At 57.1% G+C, this 14037-nt stretch carries 16 protein-coding genes; all 16 read right to left on the reverse strand.

Annotated elements, in window-relative coordinates:
- Positions 1-29 precede the first annotated feature (29 nt).
- On the reverse strand, positions 30-1574 hold the full coding sequence (atpA, locus tag BMX68_RS05350; protein WP_017132247.1) for a F0F1 ATP synthase subunit alpha: 1545 nt from the start codon (positions 1572-1574) through the stop codon (positions 30-32).
- A gap of 21 nt (positions 1575-1595) precedes the next feature.
- Positions 1596-2132, reverse strand: coding sequence for a F0F1 ATP synthase subunit delta (locus tag BMX68_RS05355; RefSeq protein WP_017132246.1), 537 nt, complete (start codon positions 2130-2132; stop codon positions 1596-1598).
- Positions 2133-2144: 12 nt separating this feature from the next.
- A complete protein-coding gene (locus BMX68_RS05360) occupies positions 2145-2615 on the reverse strand; it encodes a F0F1 ATP synthase subunit B (protein WP_017132245.1) in 471 nt (156 codons plus the stop codon).
- Between the two features lie 57 nt (positions 2616-2672).
- The gene (gene atpE / locus BMX68_RS05365) at positions 2673-2930 is read right to left on the reverse strand and encodes a F0F1 ATP synthase subunit C (protein WP_002555987.1); all 258 of its coding nucleotides are present in this window, start codon (positions 2928-2930) and stop codon (positions 2673-2675) included.
- 133 nt (positions 2931-3063) lie between these two features.
- Positions 3064-3933: a F0F1 ATP synthase subunit A gene (atpB, locus tag BMX68_RS05370; protein WP_017132244.1), complete on the reverse strand. Its 870-nt coding sequence runs from the start codon at positions 3931-3933 to the stop codon at positions 3064-3066.
- 16 nt (positions 3934-3949) lie between these two features.
- The gene (locus BMX68_RS05375) at positions 3950-4357 is read right to left on the reverse strand and encodes a F0F1 ATP synthase subunit I (protein WP_017132243.1); all 408 of its coding nucleotides are present in this window, start codon (positions 4355-4357) and stop codon (positions 3950-3952) included.
- 148 nt (positions 4358-4505) lie between these two features.
- Complete coding sequence (locus BMX68_RS05380) at positions 4506-5378, reverse strand: ParB/RepB/Spo0J family partition protein (RefSeq protein ID WP_017132242.1); 873 nt, start codon at positions 5376-5378, stop codon at positions 4506-4508.
- Positions 5379-5387: 9 nt separating this feature from the next.
- Complete coding sequence (locus BMX68_RS05385; protein WP_017132241.1) at positions 5388-6182, reverse strand: ParA family protein; 795 nt, start codon at positions 6180-6182, stop codon at positions 5388-5390.
- A gap of 18 nt (positions 6183-6200) precedes the next feature.
- Positions 6201-6845 (reverse strand): 16S rRNA (guanine(527)-N(7))-methyltransferase RsmG, encoded by a 645-nt coding sequence (rsmG, locus tag BMX68_RS05390; RefSeq protein ID WP_017132240.1) that lies wholly within the window; start codon positions 6843-6845, stop codon positions 6201-6203.
- A complete protein-coding gene (gene mnmG / locus BMX68_RS05395) occupies positions 6842-8734 on the reverse strand; it encodes a tRNA uridine-5-carboxymethylaminomethyl(34) synthesis enzyme MnmG (protein ID WP_017132239.1) in 1893 nt (630 codons plus the stop codon). Before mnmG ends, rsmG begins: the two co-directional genes overlap by 4 nt.
- A gap of 539 nt (positions 8735-9273) precedes the next feature.
- Positions 9274-9720: an MEKHLA domain-containing protein gene (locus tag BMX68_RS05400; RefSeq protein ID WP_017132238.1), complete on the reverse strand. Its 447-nt coding sequence runs from the start codon at positions 9718-9720 to the stop codon at positions 9274-9276.
- A 107-nt stretch (positions 9721-9827) separates the two neighbouring features.
- Positions 9828-11198, reverse strand: coding sequence for a tRNA uridine-5-carboxymethylaminomethyl(34) synthesis GTPase MnmE (gene mnmE / locus BMX68_RS05405; protein WP_017132237.1), 1371 nt, complete (start codon positions 11196-11198; stop codon positions 9828-9830).
- A 76-nt stretch (positions 11199-11274) separates the two neighbouring features.
- Positions 11275-12954 carry a membrane protein insertase YidC gene (yidC, locus tag BMX68_RS05410; RefSeq protein ID WP_017132236.1) on the reverse strand — a complete coding sequence of 560 codons (1680 nt, stop codon included), beginning with the start codon at positions 12952-12954 and terminating at the stop codon, positions 11275-11277.
- Between the two features lie 2 nt (positions 12955-12956).
- On the reverse strand, positions 12957-13202 hold the full coding sequence (yidD, locus tag BMX68_RS05415; protein WP_039792602.1) for a membrane protein insertion efficiency factor YidD: 246 nt from the start codon (positions 13200-13202) through the stop codon (positions 12957-12959).
- Positions 13195-13596: a ribonuclease P protein component gene (gene rnpA, locus BMX68_RS05420; RefSeq protein WP_017132235.1), complete on the reverse strand. Its 402-nt coding sequence runs from the start codon at positions 13594-13596 to the stop codon at positions 13195-13197. Before rnpA ends, yidD begins: the two co-directional genes overlap by 8 nt.
- A 16-nt stretch (positions 13597-13612) precedes the next feature.
- Positions 13613-13747: a 50S ribosomal protein L34 gene (rpmH, locus tag BMX68_RS26120; protein WP_003213577.1), complete on the reverse strand. Its 135-nt coding sequence runs from the start codon at positions 13745-13747 to the stop codon at positions 13613-13615.
- Between the last annotated feature and the right edge of the window lie 290 nt (positions 13748-14037).

Consider the following 14037-nt stretch of genomic DNA (forward strand, 5'->3'; position numbering starts at 1 on the left):
AGCGGGAGCCTTGCGGCTCCCGCTGCGGCTTACCAGGTTTGGGTGGCCTTGAACTTCTCGATACCGGCTTTCATGCCAGCGTCGATTTCGTCATTGAAGTCACCCTTCACGTTGATCTTGGCCATCAAATCGGCGTGATCGCGGTTGAAGTAAGCAATCAGCGCTTGTTCAAAGCTGCCGACCTTGGCGATTTCGATGTCAGTCAGGAACCCACGCTCAGCGGCATACAGCGACAGCGCCATGTCAGCGATCGACATTGGTGCGTATTGCTTCTGCTTCATCAGCTCGGTAACGCGCTGACCATGCTCAAGTTGCTTGCGGGTCGCTTCGTCCAGGTCAGAAGCGAACTGGGCGAATGCCGCCAGTTCACGGTACTGGGCCAGGGCGGTACGGATACCACCGGACAGCTTCTTGATGATCTTGGTCTGGGCGGCGCCCCCTACACGGGATACCGAAACACCGGCGTTCACAGCAGGACGGATCCCGGAGTTGAACATGGCCGATTCCAGGAAGATCTGACCGTCGGTGATGGAAATCACGTTGGTCGGAACGAACGCGGAAACGTCGCCAGCCTGGGTTTCGATGATCGGCAGAGCGGTCAGGGAACCGGTTTTGCCAGTCACCGCGCCATTGGTGAACTTCTCGACGTACTCTTCCGAGACGCGGGATGCACGCTCCAGCAGACGGGAGTGGAGATAGAACACGTCGCCTGGGTAGGCTTCACGGCCTGGTGGACGGCGCAGCAGCAGGGAAATCTGGCGGTAGGCCACTGCTTGCTTGGACAGATCGTCATAAACGATCAGCGCGTCTTCACCGCGGTCGCGGAAGAACTCGCCCATGGTGCAACCGGAGTACGGTGCCAGGAACTGCAGCGCGGGAGATTCGGAAGCACTGGCGGCCACGATGATGGTGTTGGCCAGGGCGCCGTTTTCTTCCAGCTTGCGAACCACGTTGGCGATGGTCGATTGCTTCTGACCGATCGCTACGTAAACGCAGAAGATGCCGCTGTCTTTCTGGTTGATGATCGCGTCGATCGCCAAAGCGGTCTTACCGATCTGACGGTCACCGATGATCAGCTCACGCTGGCCACGGCCCACCGGGATCATCGCATCGACAGCCTTGTAGCCGGTCTGTACAGGCTGGTCTACCGACTTACGCCAGATCACGCCTGGAGCCACTTTCTCGACCGCGTCGGTCTCGGTGTTGTTCAGCGGACCTTTGCCGTCAACCGGGTTACCCAGTGCGTCGACAACGCGACCCAGCAGTTCCTTACCCACCGGAACTTCGAGAATGCGGCCGGTACACTTGGCACTCATGCCTTCAGCCAGACTGGTGTACGCGCCTAATACCACGGCACCTACGGAGTCTTGCTCAAGGTTGAGGGCCATACCGTAGACGCCGCCCGGAAACTCGATCATCTCGCCGTACATGACGTCGGCTAGACCGTGAATCCGCACGATACCGTCAGATACGCTGACGACAGTGCCTTCGTTACGGGCTTGGGAGGTCACATCGAGTTTGTCGATGCGGCCCTTGATAATTTCACTTATTTCGGAAGGATTGAGTTGCTGCATTGCTCTGCTGCCCCTTCAAACTCAAGATTTCAATGCTTCGGCCAATTTCGCGAGTTTGCCGCGAACTGAGCCATCGATAACCAGGTCGCCGGCGCGAATGACAACACCCCCGATAAGGGATGAGTCTTCCGCAACTTGCAGGCGCACTTCCCGGTCGAGTCGTGCACTGAGAACCTTGGCGAGTTTGTCTTGCTGTTCTTGGTTCAATGCAAAAGCACTGGTGACTTCCACGTCTACCGATTTCTCTTGCTCGGCCTTGTACAGGTCGAACAGAGCGGCAATCTCCGGCAACAGCGGGAGACGGTCGTTTTCGGCAACGACATGGATGAAATTCTGTGCCTTGGCATCGAACTTGTCGCCACACACGTCAATAAACGTGGTGGCCTTGTCTGCGCTCGTCAGTCGCGGGGCCTTGAGCACGCGCCGCATGGTGTCGTCTTGCGACACCTTAGCGGCCAGGCCGAGCATGGCTGACCAATGGGCCAGTTGCTGGTGGGCCTGAGCGTGCTCGAAGGCCGCCTTAGCGTAAGGTCGGGCCAACGTGGTCAGTTCTGCCATGATCGCCCTCGCTTAAATTTCAGCAGCCAGTTTGTTAACCAGCTCCGCGTGCGCGTTTTGATCGATTGTGGCACCCAGGATCTTCTCGGCACCGCCAACGGCCAGGCTACCCAGTTGGGCGCGCAGCACGTCTTTGACGCTGTTCAGTTCCTGCTCGATCTCGGCATGAGCCGAAGCCTTCACGCGTTCAGCTTCGACGCGGGCTTTATCAACAGCCTCTTCGACGATCTGGTTACCGCGTTTCTTCGCTTGCTCAATGATCTCGGCTGCCTGTGCTTTTGCTTCGCGCAGTTGATGACCCGCTTTCTCTTGGGCCAACTCCAGGTCGCGAGCTGCACGGCTGGCAGCGTCCAATCCATCCGCGATCTTCTTCTGACGTTCGTGCAAAGCCGCGATGACCGGAGGCCACACGAACTTCATGCAAAACAGTACAAAAATGAAGAACGCAACGGACTGGCCAATCAGGGTTGCATTAATGTTCACGCCAACACCTCGCTCGTTCGTTGTCCATCACACCAATCAACTCGAAAACTCGAGTGATCAGCCAGCGAGTTGACCAACGAAGGGGTTCGCGAAGGTGAAGAACAGAGCGATACCAACGCCGATCATGGTGACGGCGTCGAGCAGGCCGGCCACGATGAACATCTTGACTTGCAGCATTGGTACCATTTCTGGCTGACGCGCCGCGCCTTCCAGGAATTTGCCGCCCAGCAGGCCAAAGCCAATGGCGGTACCCAGTGCGCCCAGGCCGATCAACAGTGCAACAGCGATAGCGGTTAGACCAACTACAGTTTCCATCTTTCCTCCCGACTTTTACGTCGTATGGTTTAGGTTTTTTAGATTTTAAAGCGGTAAAACAAATCGTTTCAGAGCCTTGGAAGGCCACCTTCCCGTTTTATCGGGAAGGACACCAGACCAGTCGAGACTGGTCTTAATGGTTTTCTTCGTGCGCCATCGACAGGTAGACGATAGTCAGCATCATGAAGATGAACGCCTGCAGGGTGATGATCAGAATGTGGAAAACGGCCCACGCCCACTGCAGTACGACACCCAGGCCGCTCAGCCAGAGCAGACCACTGCCGAACATCACTGCAATCAGGATGAATACCAGCTCACCGGCGTACATGTTGCCGAACAGTCGCAGGGCCAGGGAGATCGGCTTGGCGACCAGGGTCACGAACTCCAGCAGGAAGTTCACCGGGATCAACAACGCTTGAACGAAGATGTTCTTGCTGCCGAACGGATGCAGGGTCAGTTCGCCGATGAAGCCGCCGATGCCCTTGACCTTGATGCTGTAGAAAATGATCAACGCGAACACCGACAGGGCCATGCCCAGGGTAGCGTTAGGGTCCGTGGTGGAAACCGCACGGAATGGAATGTGATGATCGCCGGAAATCAGGATCGCCAACTGAGGAATCCAGTCGACCGGTACCAGGTCAACGGCGTTCATCAGGAACACCCAGACGAAGATGGTCAGTGCCAGCGGCGCAATCACCGGGCTGCGACCGTGGAAACTGTCTTTCACGCTGCCGTCGACGAATTCGACCAATACCTCAACGAAGTTCTGCAAAGCGCCTGGCTGACCGGAAGTTGCCTTCTTTGCCGCCATGCGGAAAATCAGGACGAAGATCAGACCCAATGCGACAGACCAACCCAAGGTGTCCAGGTGGAATGCCCAGAAGCCCATTGCCTTGGCTTCTGCTGCGGAATGGGCAAAGCCCCAGCCGCCGTTAGGTAGCTGACCGAAGGTCAGGTTCTGCAAGTGGTGCTGGATATAGCCCGAAGCGGATTCTGCTGCCATGGTTGCCTCAAACGCCCTAAGGTCTCGAAAGTCTTGTTTTCATTAGCAGGGGAGCCAACCAACTGACCGACTGGGTCAGCACGAAGACACCGAAGACTGCTATCGGCGCCAGTGGCTTCACTCCTGCGAACGTCAGTGCAAACAGCACTGCCGTCAAAATCAACTTGCCCGCCTCGCCGGCATAAAAAGACCGGACGATGGACTGGGCTGCTCGGGCGCCGGAAAACCGAAAGGCCCTGTGAGCAAAATACATGTTGGGTAGCGAGGCTATCAGGCCTCCACAGAGTCCCGAGTATCCGGCAACGCCACCGTACCATTGCCAAAGCACCAACGCGGCCACCAGCAATATGACCCATTGAGCCAATAAAACCGGGAATACCGCCAAGCGATGGAACGGCAACCTGTTTGGCCTGCGGATTTCCACCACTCACGCTCCTCAAAGGTCGGCTGCCGGAAATCAATAACTTGGCATAAATTGTGCCGACAAAATGCGCGCAGAGTATAGGGGCGGTTCGGCCCCTATTCAACTGCCGGGTAGTGATTTCCGCCTGCGCGCTACATGAGGAAATGTTTCAACGAATATGGGCAAGTACCCCTTGTAGTTCATCCAAGGAGTTATAGCGAATCACCAACTGGCCTTTTCCTTTCTGCCCGTGACGAATCTGCACCGCAGACCCCAGCCGCTCGGCGAGGCGCTGTTCGAGACGACTGATGTCCGGGTCCGCCTTAGGCGGTTCGACCGGGGCTGGTTTGCCACTCAGCCACTGACGAACCAGTGCTTCGGTCTGGCGCACGGTAAGGCCACGTGCGACAACATGTCGCGCCCCTTCGACCTGCCGCTCATCCGGCAAACCAAGCAAGGCACGAGCATGACCCATTTCCAGATCGCCGTGGGACAACATGGTCTTGATGACTTCCGGCAATGCGATCAAGCGCAGCAGGTTGGCTACGGTCACGCGGGACTTGCCCACCGCCTCGGCGACCTGTTGCTGGGTCAGTTGGAATTCCTGCTGCAGTCGCTGCAGGGCCACGGCTTCCTCGATCGGGTTGAGGTCTTCACGCTGGATGTTCTCGATCAGCGCCATGGCAATGGCGGTTTCATCCGTTACATCGCGAACCATGGCCGGAATGGTTTCCTGCCCGGCCTGCTGGCTGGCGCGCCAGCGACGTTCGCCGGCGATGATTTCGAAACGCCCGTTGCCGATCGGACGGACCACGATCGGTTGCATCACGCCCTGGGCCTTGATCGAGTTCGCCAGCTCTTCCAGCGCCTGCGGGTCCATGTCGCGGCGCGGCTGGTATTTGCCGCGCTGAATCAAGTCCAGCGGCAGGTGTTGCAGTTCGCGTTCGTCGGCCTGGACAGCTTGCTCTTCCAGCGAGCTGACAGTCGGACCGCTGAGCAATGCATCCAGCCCACGTCCTAGACCTCGTTTCTTGACGGCCATGGGATTTCCTTAAGTTGCCGGAGCGGCGGCGCGTGAATTTTTACGTTGCCGACGAATCATCTCGCTCGCCAGAGCCAGGTAAGCCACGGCACCACGGGATTGTTTGTCGTATGCCAGAGCCGGCATACCGTAGCTCGGGGCTTCGGCCAGACGGATGTTGCGCGGAATCACGGTGTCGTACAGTTGATCACCGAAATGTTCCTGGAGCTGTGCGGAAACATCGTTCATCAAACTCAGACGAGGGTCGTACATGGTCCGCAGCAGCCCCTCAACCTTCAGCTCCGGGTTGAGCAGTTCAGCGATGCGCTTGATGTTATCCACAAGGTCGCTGAGCCCTTCGAGGGCAAAATATTCACACTGCATGGGAATAATCACCCCATCAGCGGCCACCAAAGCGTTGAGGGTCAGCATCGACAGCGACGGCGGGCAGTCAATCAGGATGAAGTCGTAGTTCTCGCGGATCGGCGCCAGGGCGCTGCGCAGCCGGCTTTCCTTCATCTGCATTTCCAGCAGCACCACCTCGGCCGCTGTCAGGTCACGGTTGGCTGGCAGCAGTTGATAACCGCCGTGTTCGGAGAAATGCATGGCCTGCGCCAGATCGCATTCACCGATCAGCACATCGTAGATGGAGTTTTCCAGACCGTGTTTATCCACACCGCTACCCATGGTGGCGTTGCCCTGTGGATCGAGATCGATCAACAGCACCCGACGCTTGGTGGCGACCAGGGATGCAGCGAGGTTGATGCAGGTGGTGGTCTTGCCCACACCACCTTTCTGGTTCGCTATCGCGAATACCTTAGCCATTCTTGCTTGTGTTCCCAATCATGCCCTGCGGCGCAGTATCAGCAGATGACGTTGACCTTGGCAACCGGGTACGGCCAAAGCGTGTTCGCTATCGAGCTGGAAGTCTGCCGGTAATGCTACCAGCTCGTCCGCCGGATGGACGCCCTTCATTGCCAGCCAGCGTGTATCAGTGTCGCCGAGATGGCGAGTCCAGTTGCTGAAGTTCTCCATGCTGCTGAACGCCCGGGAAATAATCCCGTTGAATGGCTGCTGCGGCTGGAAGGCTTCGACGCGACTGTGGATAACTTGCAGGTTATCCAGTTTGAGTTCGAGTTTGACCTGGGTCAGGAAGCGGGTCTTCTTGCCGTTGCTGTCCAGGCAGCTCACTTGCGACTCCGGAAACAGGATCGCCAGCGGCACACCCGGCATCCCGCCGCCGCTGCCGACATCGAGCCAGCGCCCCGAGTCGACGAAGGACATCACGCTCAGGCTGTCGAGCAGGTGCCGTGAAACCATTTCGTCCGGGTCGCGCACAGCGGTCAGATTGTAGGCCTTGTTCCATTTGATCAACAGAGCCAGATAACCGAGCAACTGCTCATGCTGAGCGGCGGTCAGGTGGACGCCAAGCTGACCAGCACCTGTGGATAACTCTTCGGCGTGTTGCGAGGTGACCTGTGAGTTCAAGCGCTTTGCTCCAACTGACGGCCCGCACCGCGTTTTTTTAAGTGAATCATCAGCAGGGAAATCGCCGCTGGCGTGACGCCAGGAATCCTCGAAGCCTGGCCCAAGGTCTCGGGCCGGATTGCGCCGAGCTTGCCCTGGATCTCTTTCGACAGGCCAGAGATGTTCGAATAATCGATATCCACAGGCAGCTGGGTGTCTTCGCTGGCCCGTAGCCGGGCGATTTCATCCTGCTGGCGGTCGATGTAGCCGGCGTACTTGGTCTTGATCTCAACCTGCTCGGCGACCTGTGGATCTTCCGCGCCCTGCCCGGTCACTTCGACCAGGCCCGCGTAGTCGATTTCCGGACGGCTCAGCAGATTGAGCAAATTGTATTCGTGGGTCAGCGGCGTACCGAATTTCTCGGCGATTGCATCGCCCTGCTCAGTGCCCGGGCGCACCCAAGTGCTTTTCAGGCGCTGTTCTTCCAGCTCGATGCTTTCGCGTTTTGTGCAAAAAGCCGCCCAGCGCGCATCATCCACCAGACCCAGCTCGCGACCTTTTTCGGTCAGCCGCAGGTCGGCGTTGTCTTCACGCAGGATCAGCCGGTATTCGGCGCGGGAGGTGAACATCCGGTACGGTTCCTGGGTACCGAGGGTGATCAGATCATCGACCAGTACCCCGATGTAGGCCTCGTCCCGACGCGGGCACCAGCTGTCCTTGCCCTGGGCCCGCAGCGCAGCGTTGGCGCCAGCCAGCAAACCCTGGGCGCCGGCCTCTTCGTAACCGGTGGTGCCGTTGATCTGTCCGGCAAAGAACAGACCGCCGATCACCTTGGTTTCCAAGCTGTACTTCAGGTCACGCGGGTCGAAGTAGTCGTACTCGATGGCGTAGCCCGGACGAACGATGTGGGCGTTTTCCATGCCGCGGATCGACTGGACGATCTGCAACTGCACGTCGAATGGCAGGGAGGTGGATATCCCGTTCGGGTACAACTCGTGGGTGGTCAGGCCCTCCGGTTCGATAAAGACCTGATGGCTTTGCTTGTCGGCAAAGCGGTGGATCTTGTCTTCGATCGACGGGCAGTAGCGCGGACCGATGCCTTCGATCACCCCGGAATACATCGGCGAACGATCGAGGTTGGCGGCAATGATCTCGTGGGTGCGGGCGTTGGTGTGGGTAATCCAGCAACTGACCTGACGTGGATGCTGCTCTTTCGAGCCCATGAACGACATCACTGGAATCGGCATGTCACCGGGTTGTTCGCTCATCACCGAGAAATCCACGGAACGACCATCGATCCGTGGCGGGGTGCCGGTTTTCAGGCGACCGACCCGCAACGGCAGTTCCCGCAAGCGATGGGCCAGGGCAATCGACGGCGGATCGCCGGCGCGGCCACCCGAATAGTTCTGCATCCCGATGTGGATAAGTCCACCGAGGAAGGTGCCGGTGGTCAACACCACGGATTCGGCGAAGAAACGCAGACCCATCTGGGTCACAACCCCCCTGACCTGATCCTGCTCGACAATCAGATCGTCGGCGGCCTGCTGAAATATCCACAGGTTCGGCTGGTGTTCCAGGATTTCACGAACAGCGGCCTTGTACAGCAGGCGGTCGGCCTGTGCCCGAGTTGCGCGCACAGCCGGGCCTTTACGGCTGTTGAGGACACGAAACTGGATGCCACCTTTATCGGTGGCGATGGCCATCGCGCCACCAAGGGCATCGATTTCCTTGACCAAATGGCTTTTACCAATACCACCAATGGCAGGGTTGCAACTCATTGCACCGAGGGTTTCCACGTTATGCGTCAGCAACAGGGTTCTTGCGCCCATGCGTGCTGATGCTAGTGCTGCCTCGGTACCGGCATGACCGCCGCCGATGACGATCACCTCAAAACGGGAAGGGAAATCCACCACGCACCTCGTGCCTGCTGCCAGGTAGGTAAATAAAAATTCGGGCTGAATGAACAAGTATAGGGAATTTGCCTTTCCTAAAGAACCCTTTGCACAAAATTTAACCAGCTGTGGATAATCATGGGTAATAGAAATTAAAATAAAGAAATTTATTAAAGCTTTGTTTTTATGTTTATTCTTAGTGCGCGGCTATTCTGTGGATAAAGCTCTACAAGCCTTGTTTTATGGTGTGTACAGAGATTCATAAGTCTGTGGTCATGTGCCATGGAGGGCTTGGGATAACCAGTATAAGCCTGTGGATTAAAGTGCTGTTTATCCACAAGCGGGTTCATCCTCAGTTTTCAGGCCCGGTTATCAACTGAGCTGAAGGTCGGTTATTCACAGGGCTTAATCCACAGAAAAACGCTTTCCTGGCGAATCACAGGCACGCAGAAACCTTCCGCGAGCCGGAATTCGTCAGGGAAATGGAAGGATCTGTGCGGCAGAAGAAGAGGAAATGCCGGATCAGGCCCGGCATCCCTGTGAGATAGCAAGTGAAATCAGATGTCGTCCCAACTGTGAAATACGGCGGCCTGGCCGTGAATCACGCCTTCGCCATCCTGTAATTGCCAGACAAGGCCGTTGCGGATCCAGAAACGCCTGCCCGTCCTGGAAATACGAATCCCGGTGTAGCCGCTGGCATAACCCTGATGGTGGACACGATCCAGCAACGACTGGCGTTCCGCACGGTTCGGCGCCTCGGCCGATAGCCGCGACGGCAACAACGTGAATTGAGCCCAGTCATAGTCGAAGCATTGCTGTGCAGCTCGATTGGCATAGATGAAACGTGGATCGGCATCGGTGTTGTGGGAGAGCACGCAAAAGGGCGCCTGCTCATACAGCCAGGCCGCATCACTGCCCTGAGGCACCAGTGACTGACCGACAAGCCGTTGATAACTGCCAGTCAGAAGCTCGAAGAAGGTTGAATCAATAGCTAACGAACTCATCATTTTCCCGTGACGTCAGTAGGTAAGGTTGAACAATACCCTCTCTGACCTGCCATGTTCCTGATGCGTTCACGGGAACTGTGGATAACCAGACCGAATCCGCCCAGTCATTTGCCGATACAAAAACTCGAAAAAATTCTCCCCAACAGGTCATCGGAACTGAATGCGCCGGTGATTTCCCCGAGAAATTGCTGTGCCTGACGCAAATCTTCGGCCAACAGCTCCCCGGCACCGGCCAAGGTCAACTGCGCATGACCGTGTTCAAGGGCTGAACTGGCGTAACGCAGCGCCTCCAGATGCCGGCGGCGAGCGCTGAAGCTGCTTTCCGCTGTCTGTTCATAACCCATGCAGGCCTTGAGGTGGTCGCGCAGCAGCTCCAGGCCGTCGCCACCGGTCTTGGCGCTCAGGCTAAGGGTGACATGACCGTCTGCGCTGGTTTCCAGGGCAATATTTTCCCCCGTAAGGTCAGCCTTATTGCGGATCAGCGTCACTTTCGCCGGATCCGGCCGTTGTTCGAGAAACTCCGGCCACAATGCAAAAGGATCCACAGCCTCAGGCGCGCTGGCGTCCACCACCAACAGCACCCGGTCGGCCTCGCTGATGGCCTTGAGGGCTCGCTCCACGCCGATCTTTTCTACCTGGTCGTCGGTATCGCGCAACCCGGCCGTGTCGACCACGTGCAGCGGCATGCCATCGATGTGGATATGTTCACGAAGGACATCCCGGGTCGTCCCGGCGATCTCAGTGACAATCGCCGCCTCGCGGCCGGCCAGGGCATTGAGCAAGCTCGATTTGCCGGCATTCGGCCGACCGGCGATCACTACGGTCATGCCATCGCGCAACAGCGCACCTTGCCCGGCCTCGCGTATTACTGTGGATAACTCGTCACGCACCGCATCAAGCATCGCCAACACATGGCCGTCAGCGAGGAAGTCGATCTCCTCCTCGGGAAAATCGATGGCCGCTTCCACATAGATCCGCAGGTTGATCAATTGTTCGGTGAGGTTATGCACACGCTGAGAGAACGCGCCCTGCAGTGAACGTAGGGCATTGCGCGCAGCCTGAGCCGAACTGGCTTCGATCAGGTCGGCAATCGCTTCGGCCTGGGCCAGGTCGAGTTTGTCATTGAGGAAGGCTCGTTCGCTGAATTCTCCGGGGCGCGCCAGCCGGCAGCCCAGTTGCAGACAGCGCTGTAACAGCATGTCGAGGACAATCGGACCGCCGTGACCCTGTAATTCCAGGACATCTTCGCCGGTGAACGAATTCGGTCCCGGAAAATACAACGCGAGGCCTTCATCGAGCGCCTCGCCGGCGTCCCCGCGCAATGGACCGTAGTGAGCAAAACGCGGTTTCAGTTCGCGACCGCTGATGGCCAGCGCCGCACTCCGCGCCAAAGGCCCGGAAATACGGACGATGCCGACACCACCGCGCCCCTGGGCGGTGGCAACGGCGACGATGGTTTCCCGAGGGACGTTCATGGAGTGGGCCTCAAAAAGTGGCAGATAGCAAAACGCCCCACTAGGGGGCGTCTTGAGTGGTTATCCACAGAGTAAGTTACGCGGCGGCTTTCTGGGTAGCGGCTTCGATCTTACGTGTGATGTACCACTGTTGAGCGATCGACAGGCAGTTGTTCACCACCCAATACAGCACCAGACCGGCAGGGAACCACAGGAAGAAGAAGGTGAAGATGATCGGCATCAGCTTCATCACCTTGGCCTGCATCGGATCCGGCGGAGTCGGGTTCAAACGCTGCTGGATGAACATGGTTGCACCCATGATGATCGGCAGGATGAAGAACGGATCCTTGATCGACAGGTCAGTAATCCACAGGATGAACGGCGCCTGGCGCATCTCCACGCTTTCCAGAAGCACCCAATACAACGAGAGGAAAACTGGCATCTGCACGAGGATCGGCAAGCAACCGCCCAGTGGATTGATCTTCTCTTTTTTGTACAGCTCCATCATGGCCTGCGACATTTTCTGCCGATCGTCGCCATGTTGTTCTTTCAGCGCCGCCAGTTTTGGGGCAACGGCGCGCATACGAGCCATCGACTTGTAGCTGGCAGCCGACAAGGGGAAGAAAAGCCCTTTGATCAGCATGGTCAGGACGATGATCGAGAAGCCCCAATTGCCAAGCAGGCTGTGGATATGTTGCAGCAACCAGAAGATCGGCTGGGCAATGAACCACAGGATGCCGTAGTCGACCGTCAGTTCCAGACCTGGGGACAACTCCTTCAATACGGCCTGGCTCTTGGGACCTGCATAGAGGATCGCGCTGGTTTCGACTTTCTGACCTGGAGCGACAGTCAGCGAAGGACCGGTGTAGCCAATAATATAGTTACCCAGGCTGTCCTTGCGGGTGGTCACGACATTGCTGTCGCCCTTGGCGGGAACCCAGGCGGTCACAAAATAGTGTTGCAACCAGGCAACCCAGCCACCTTGAACGGTTTCTTTCAGTGAACCCTTGTCGATATCTTTCATCGACACTTTCTTGTACGGCTCGGAACTTGTCCACAGGGCGGCGCCCAGGTAAGTCGCAGTACCGGTAGCGGTGCTGGAAGAAGGATCCGCACTGGCGTCACGTTTCAACTGGGCGAACATCGCACCTGACCAAGGCTGTGCGCTTTCGTTGTCGATCAGGTAGGAAACGGTCACGTCATACAGGCCGCGCTTCAGACTGAAACGCTTGATGTAGTTGACCCCGTTTTCGCTGAACTTAAGGTCGACGACCAATTTGTCCTGACCGTCAGCCAGTTGATAACTCTTCTGTTCGGAAGAGTACAACGGGCGGCCACTGGAGCTGGAGTCCGGACCGTTGGTACCGATCAGGCCACTTTGTGCCAGATAAGTGCGCTCTCCACCGTTATCGAAGAGCTGGAACGGGATTTCCGGATGATCCTGGCGACGTGGATAAAGCGGCAACTTCAGTTGCGCAACATCCCCACCTTTTGGATCGATAGCCAGGTCGAGCACATCCGTCTTGATATGGATGAGGTCTTTGCTGGCGGCCACCGGTGCTTCAACAGCAACACTGGTGTCATTGGCAGCTCGTGGAATGTCATCACTGGCGGCGGCATTGCCGACGGTTGCCGTATCCGGCAAGCCAGAAACGGTGGTGCTGGCAACATTCTGAGTCGGCAGGGCAGCCTGACCGTAGTCCTGGTTCCATTTGAGAACCATGACATAGGACACGATTGCCAGGGCGACGATCAGGATCGTGCGTTTGATATCCATGATTACTCGGCCATCGAAGAAGAACGGGAGGTAGGAATAGGTGGAACCGGGTCATAACCACCGGCATTCCACGGATGACAGCGACCTAAACGACGAAAGGTCAGCCAGCCACCGCGCAGGAGTCCATGAGTTTCGATGGCTTCGTACGCGTAGCAGGAACAACTGGGGTAGAAACGACAGTGGCTGGCCATCAGTGGACTGATGGCATAGCGGTAAAACTGGATAGGAACGAGCGCCAGTTTACGCATTTGGGCTGTCTACCCCTGCAGGCTCGGTTTTTACCGCGGTCGCCGACGCGTTACGAGCCAGGCGCTTCCACAGTTTGCCGACATGCTGAATCAATTCGAGGTTTTCTACGTCTCCCAAACCTTTGCGCGCGACGATAACAATGTCCCAGCCAATCAGTGAATCCTGGTGCAGACGGAACGATTCGCGCAGCAGACGTTTGAGGCGATTACGCTCAACGGAGAGCTTCACGCTCTTTTTACCAATAACCAGCCCCAAACGGGGATGATCAAGGTCATTGTTGCGCGCAAGGAGCAGGAGGTTTTTCCCCGGAACCTTGCCGGTAGGGGAGTCAAAGACTGACTTGAAATGTCGTGGCGTAAGCAGACGCTTTTCCCGACTGAAGTCCTGACTCACCACCCGTGCCGGATTATCAAACTGCCAGACGAGCGCGGCCTTTGGCGCGACGACGCGACAGGACGGCGCGACCGTTCTTGGTTGCCATGCGAGCACGGAAACCGTGGGTGCGAGCGCGTTTGATAGTGCTGGGTTGGAAAGTACGTTTCATGGCGTTGCTACCTGGTTCGTCACAACGGGCCGGAATGGCCCCCGTTTTAAGAGACCGGGGATTCTAGAGAAAGCAAGCCTCTAGGTCAATTTCCAACCAGCTTTTACTTCTTCATAGGTATTGGCCTCTGCGCTTGATCAGCTCCGGAGCTAGCTATAGAAATAAAGAAGGGAATTATTTAAAGCTTTTCTGTAAAGCTTATAGAAGCTTAAGAGGTCAGTATCTGTGGATAAGTACCTGGAGGGCTCTAGATACCTGCTGTACAGAGAATGACAACACGGTGGGGAAAC

The sequence above is a fragment of the Pseudomonas agarici genome (assembly GCF_900109755.1).
GTDB classification, from domain to species: domain Bacteria; phylum Pseudomonadota; class Gammaproteobacteria; order Pseudomonadales; family Pseudomonadaceae; genus Aquipseudomonas; species Aquipseudomonas agarici.

What these genes read in the sequence shown, in the direction of transcription:
- atpA (WP_017132247.1), bottom strand. Translation starts at nt 1,574, where the DNA reads ATGCAGCAACTCAATCCTTCCGAAATAAGTGAAATTATCAAGGGCCGC.
- BMX68_RS05355 (WP_017132246.1), bottom strand. Translation starts at nt 2,132, where the DNA reads ATGGCAGAACTGACCACGTTGGCCCGACCTTACGCTAAGGCGGCCTTC.
- atpE (WP_002555987.1), bottom strand. Translation starts at nt 2,930, where the DNA reads ATGGAAACTGTAGTTGGTCTAACCGCTATCGCTGTTGCACTGTTGATC.
- atpB (WP_017132244.1), bottom strand. Translation starts at nt 3,933, where the DNA reads ATGGCAGCAGAATCCGCTTCGGGCTATATCCAGCACCACTTGCAGAAC.
- BMX68_RS05380 (WP_017132242.1), bottom strand. Translation starts at nt 5,378, where the DNA reads ATGGCCGTCAAGAAACGAGGTCTAGGACGTGGGCTGGATGCATTGCTC.
- BMX68_RS05385 (WP_017132241.1), bottom strand. Translation starts at nt 6,182, where the DNA reads ATGGCTAAGGTATTCGCGATAGCGAACCAGAAAGGTGGTGTGGGCAAG.
- BMX68_RS05400 (WP_017132238.1), bottom strand. Translation starts at nt 9,720, where the DNA reads ATGAGTTCGTTAGCTATTGATTCAACCTTCTTCGAGCTTCTGACTGGC.
- mnmE (WP_017132237.1), bottom strand. Translation starts at nt 11,198, where the DNA reads ATGAACGTCCCTCGGGAAACCATCGTCGCCGTTGCCACCGCCCAGGGG.
- yidC (WP_017132236.1), bottom strand. Translation starts at nt 12,954, where the DNA reads ATGGATATCAAACGCACGATCCTGATCGTCGCCCTGGCAATCGTGTCC.
- yidD (WP_039792602.1), bottom strand. Translation starts at nt 13,202, where the DNA reads ATGCGTAAACTGGCGCTCGTTCCTATCCAGTTTTACCGCTATGCCATC.
- rpmH (WP_003213577.1), bottom strand. Translation starts at nt 13,747, where the DNA reads ATGAAACGTACTTTCCAACCCAGCACTATCAAACGCGCTCGCACCCAC.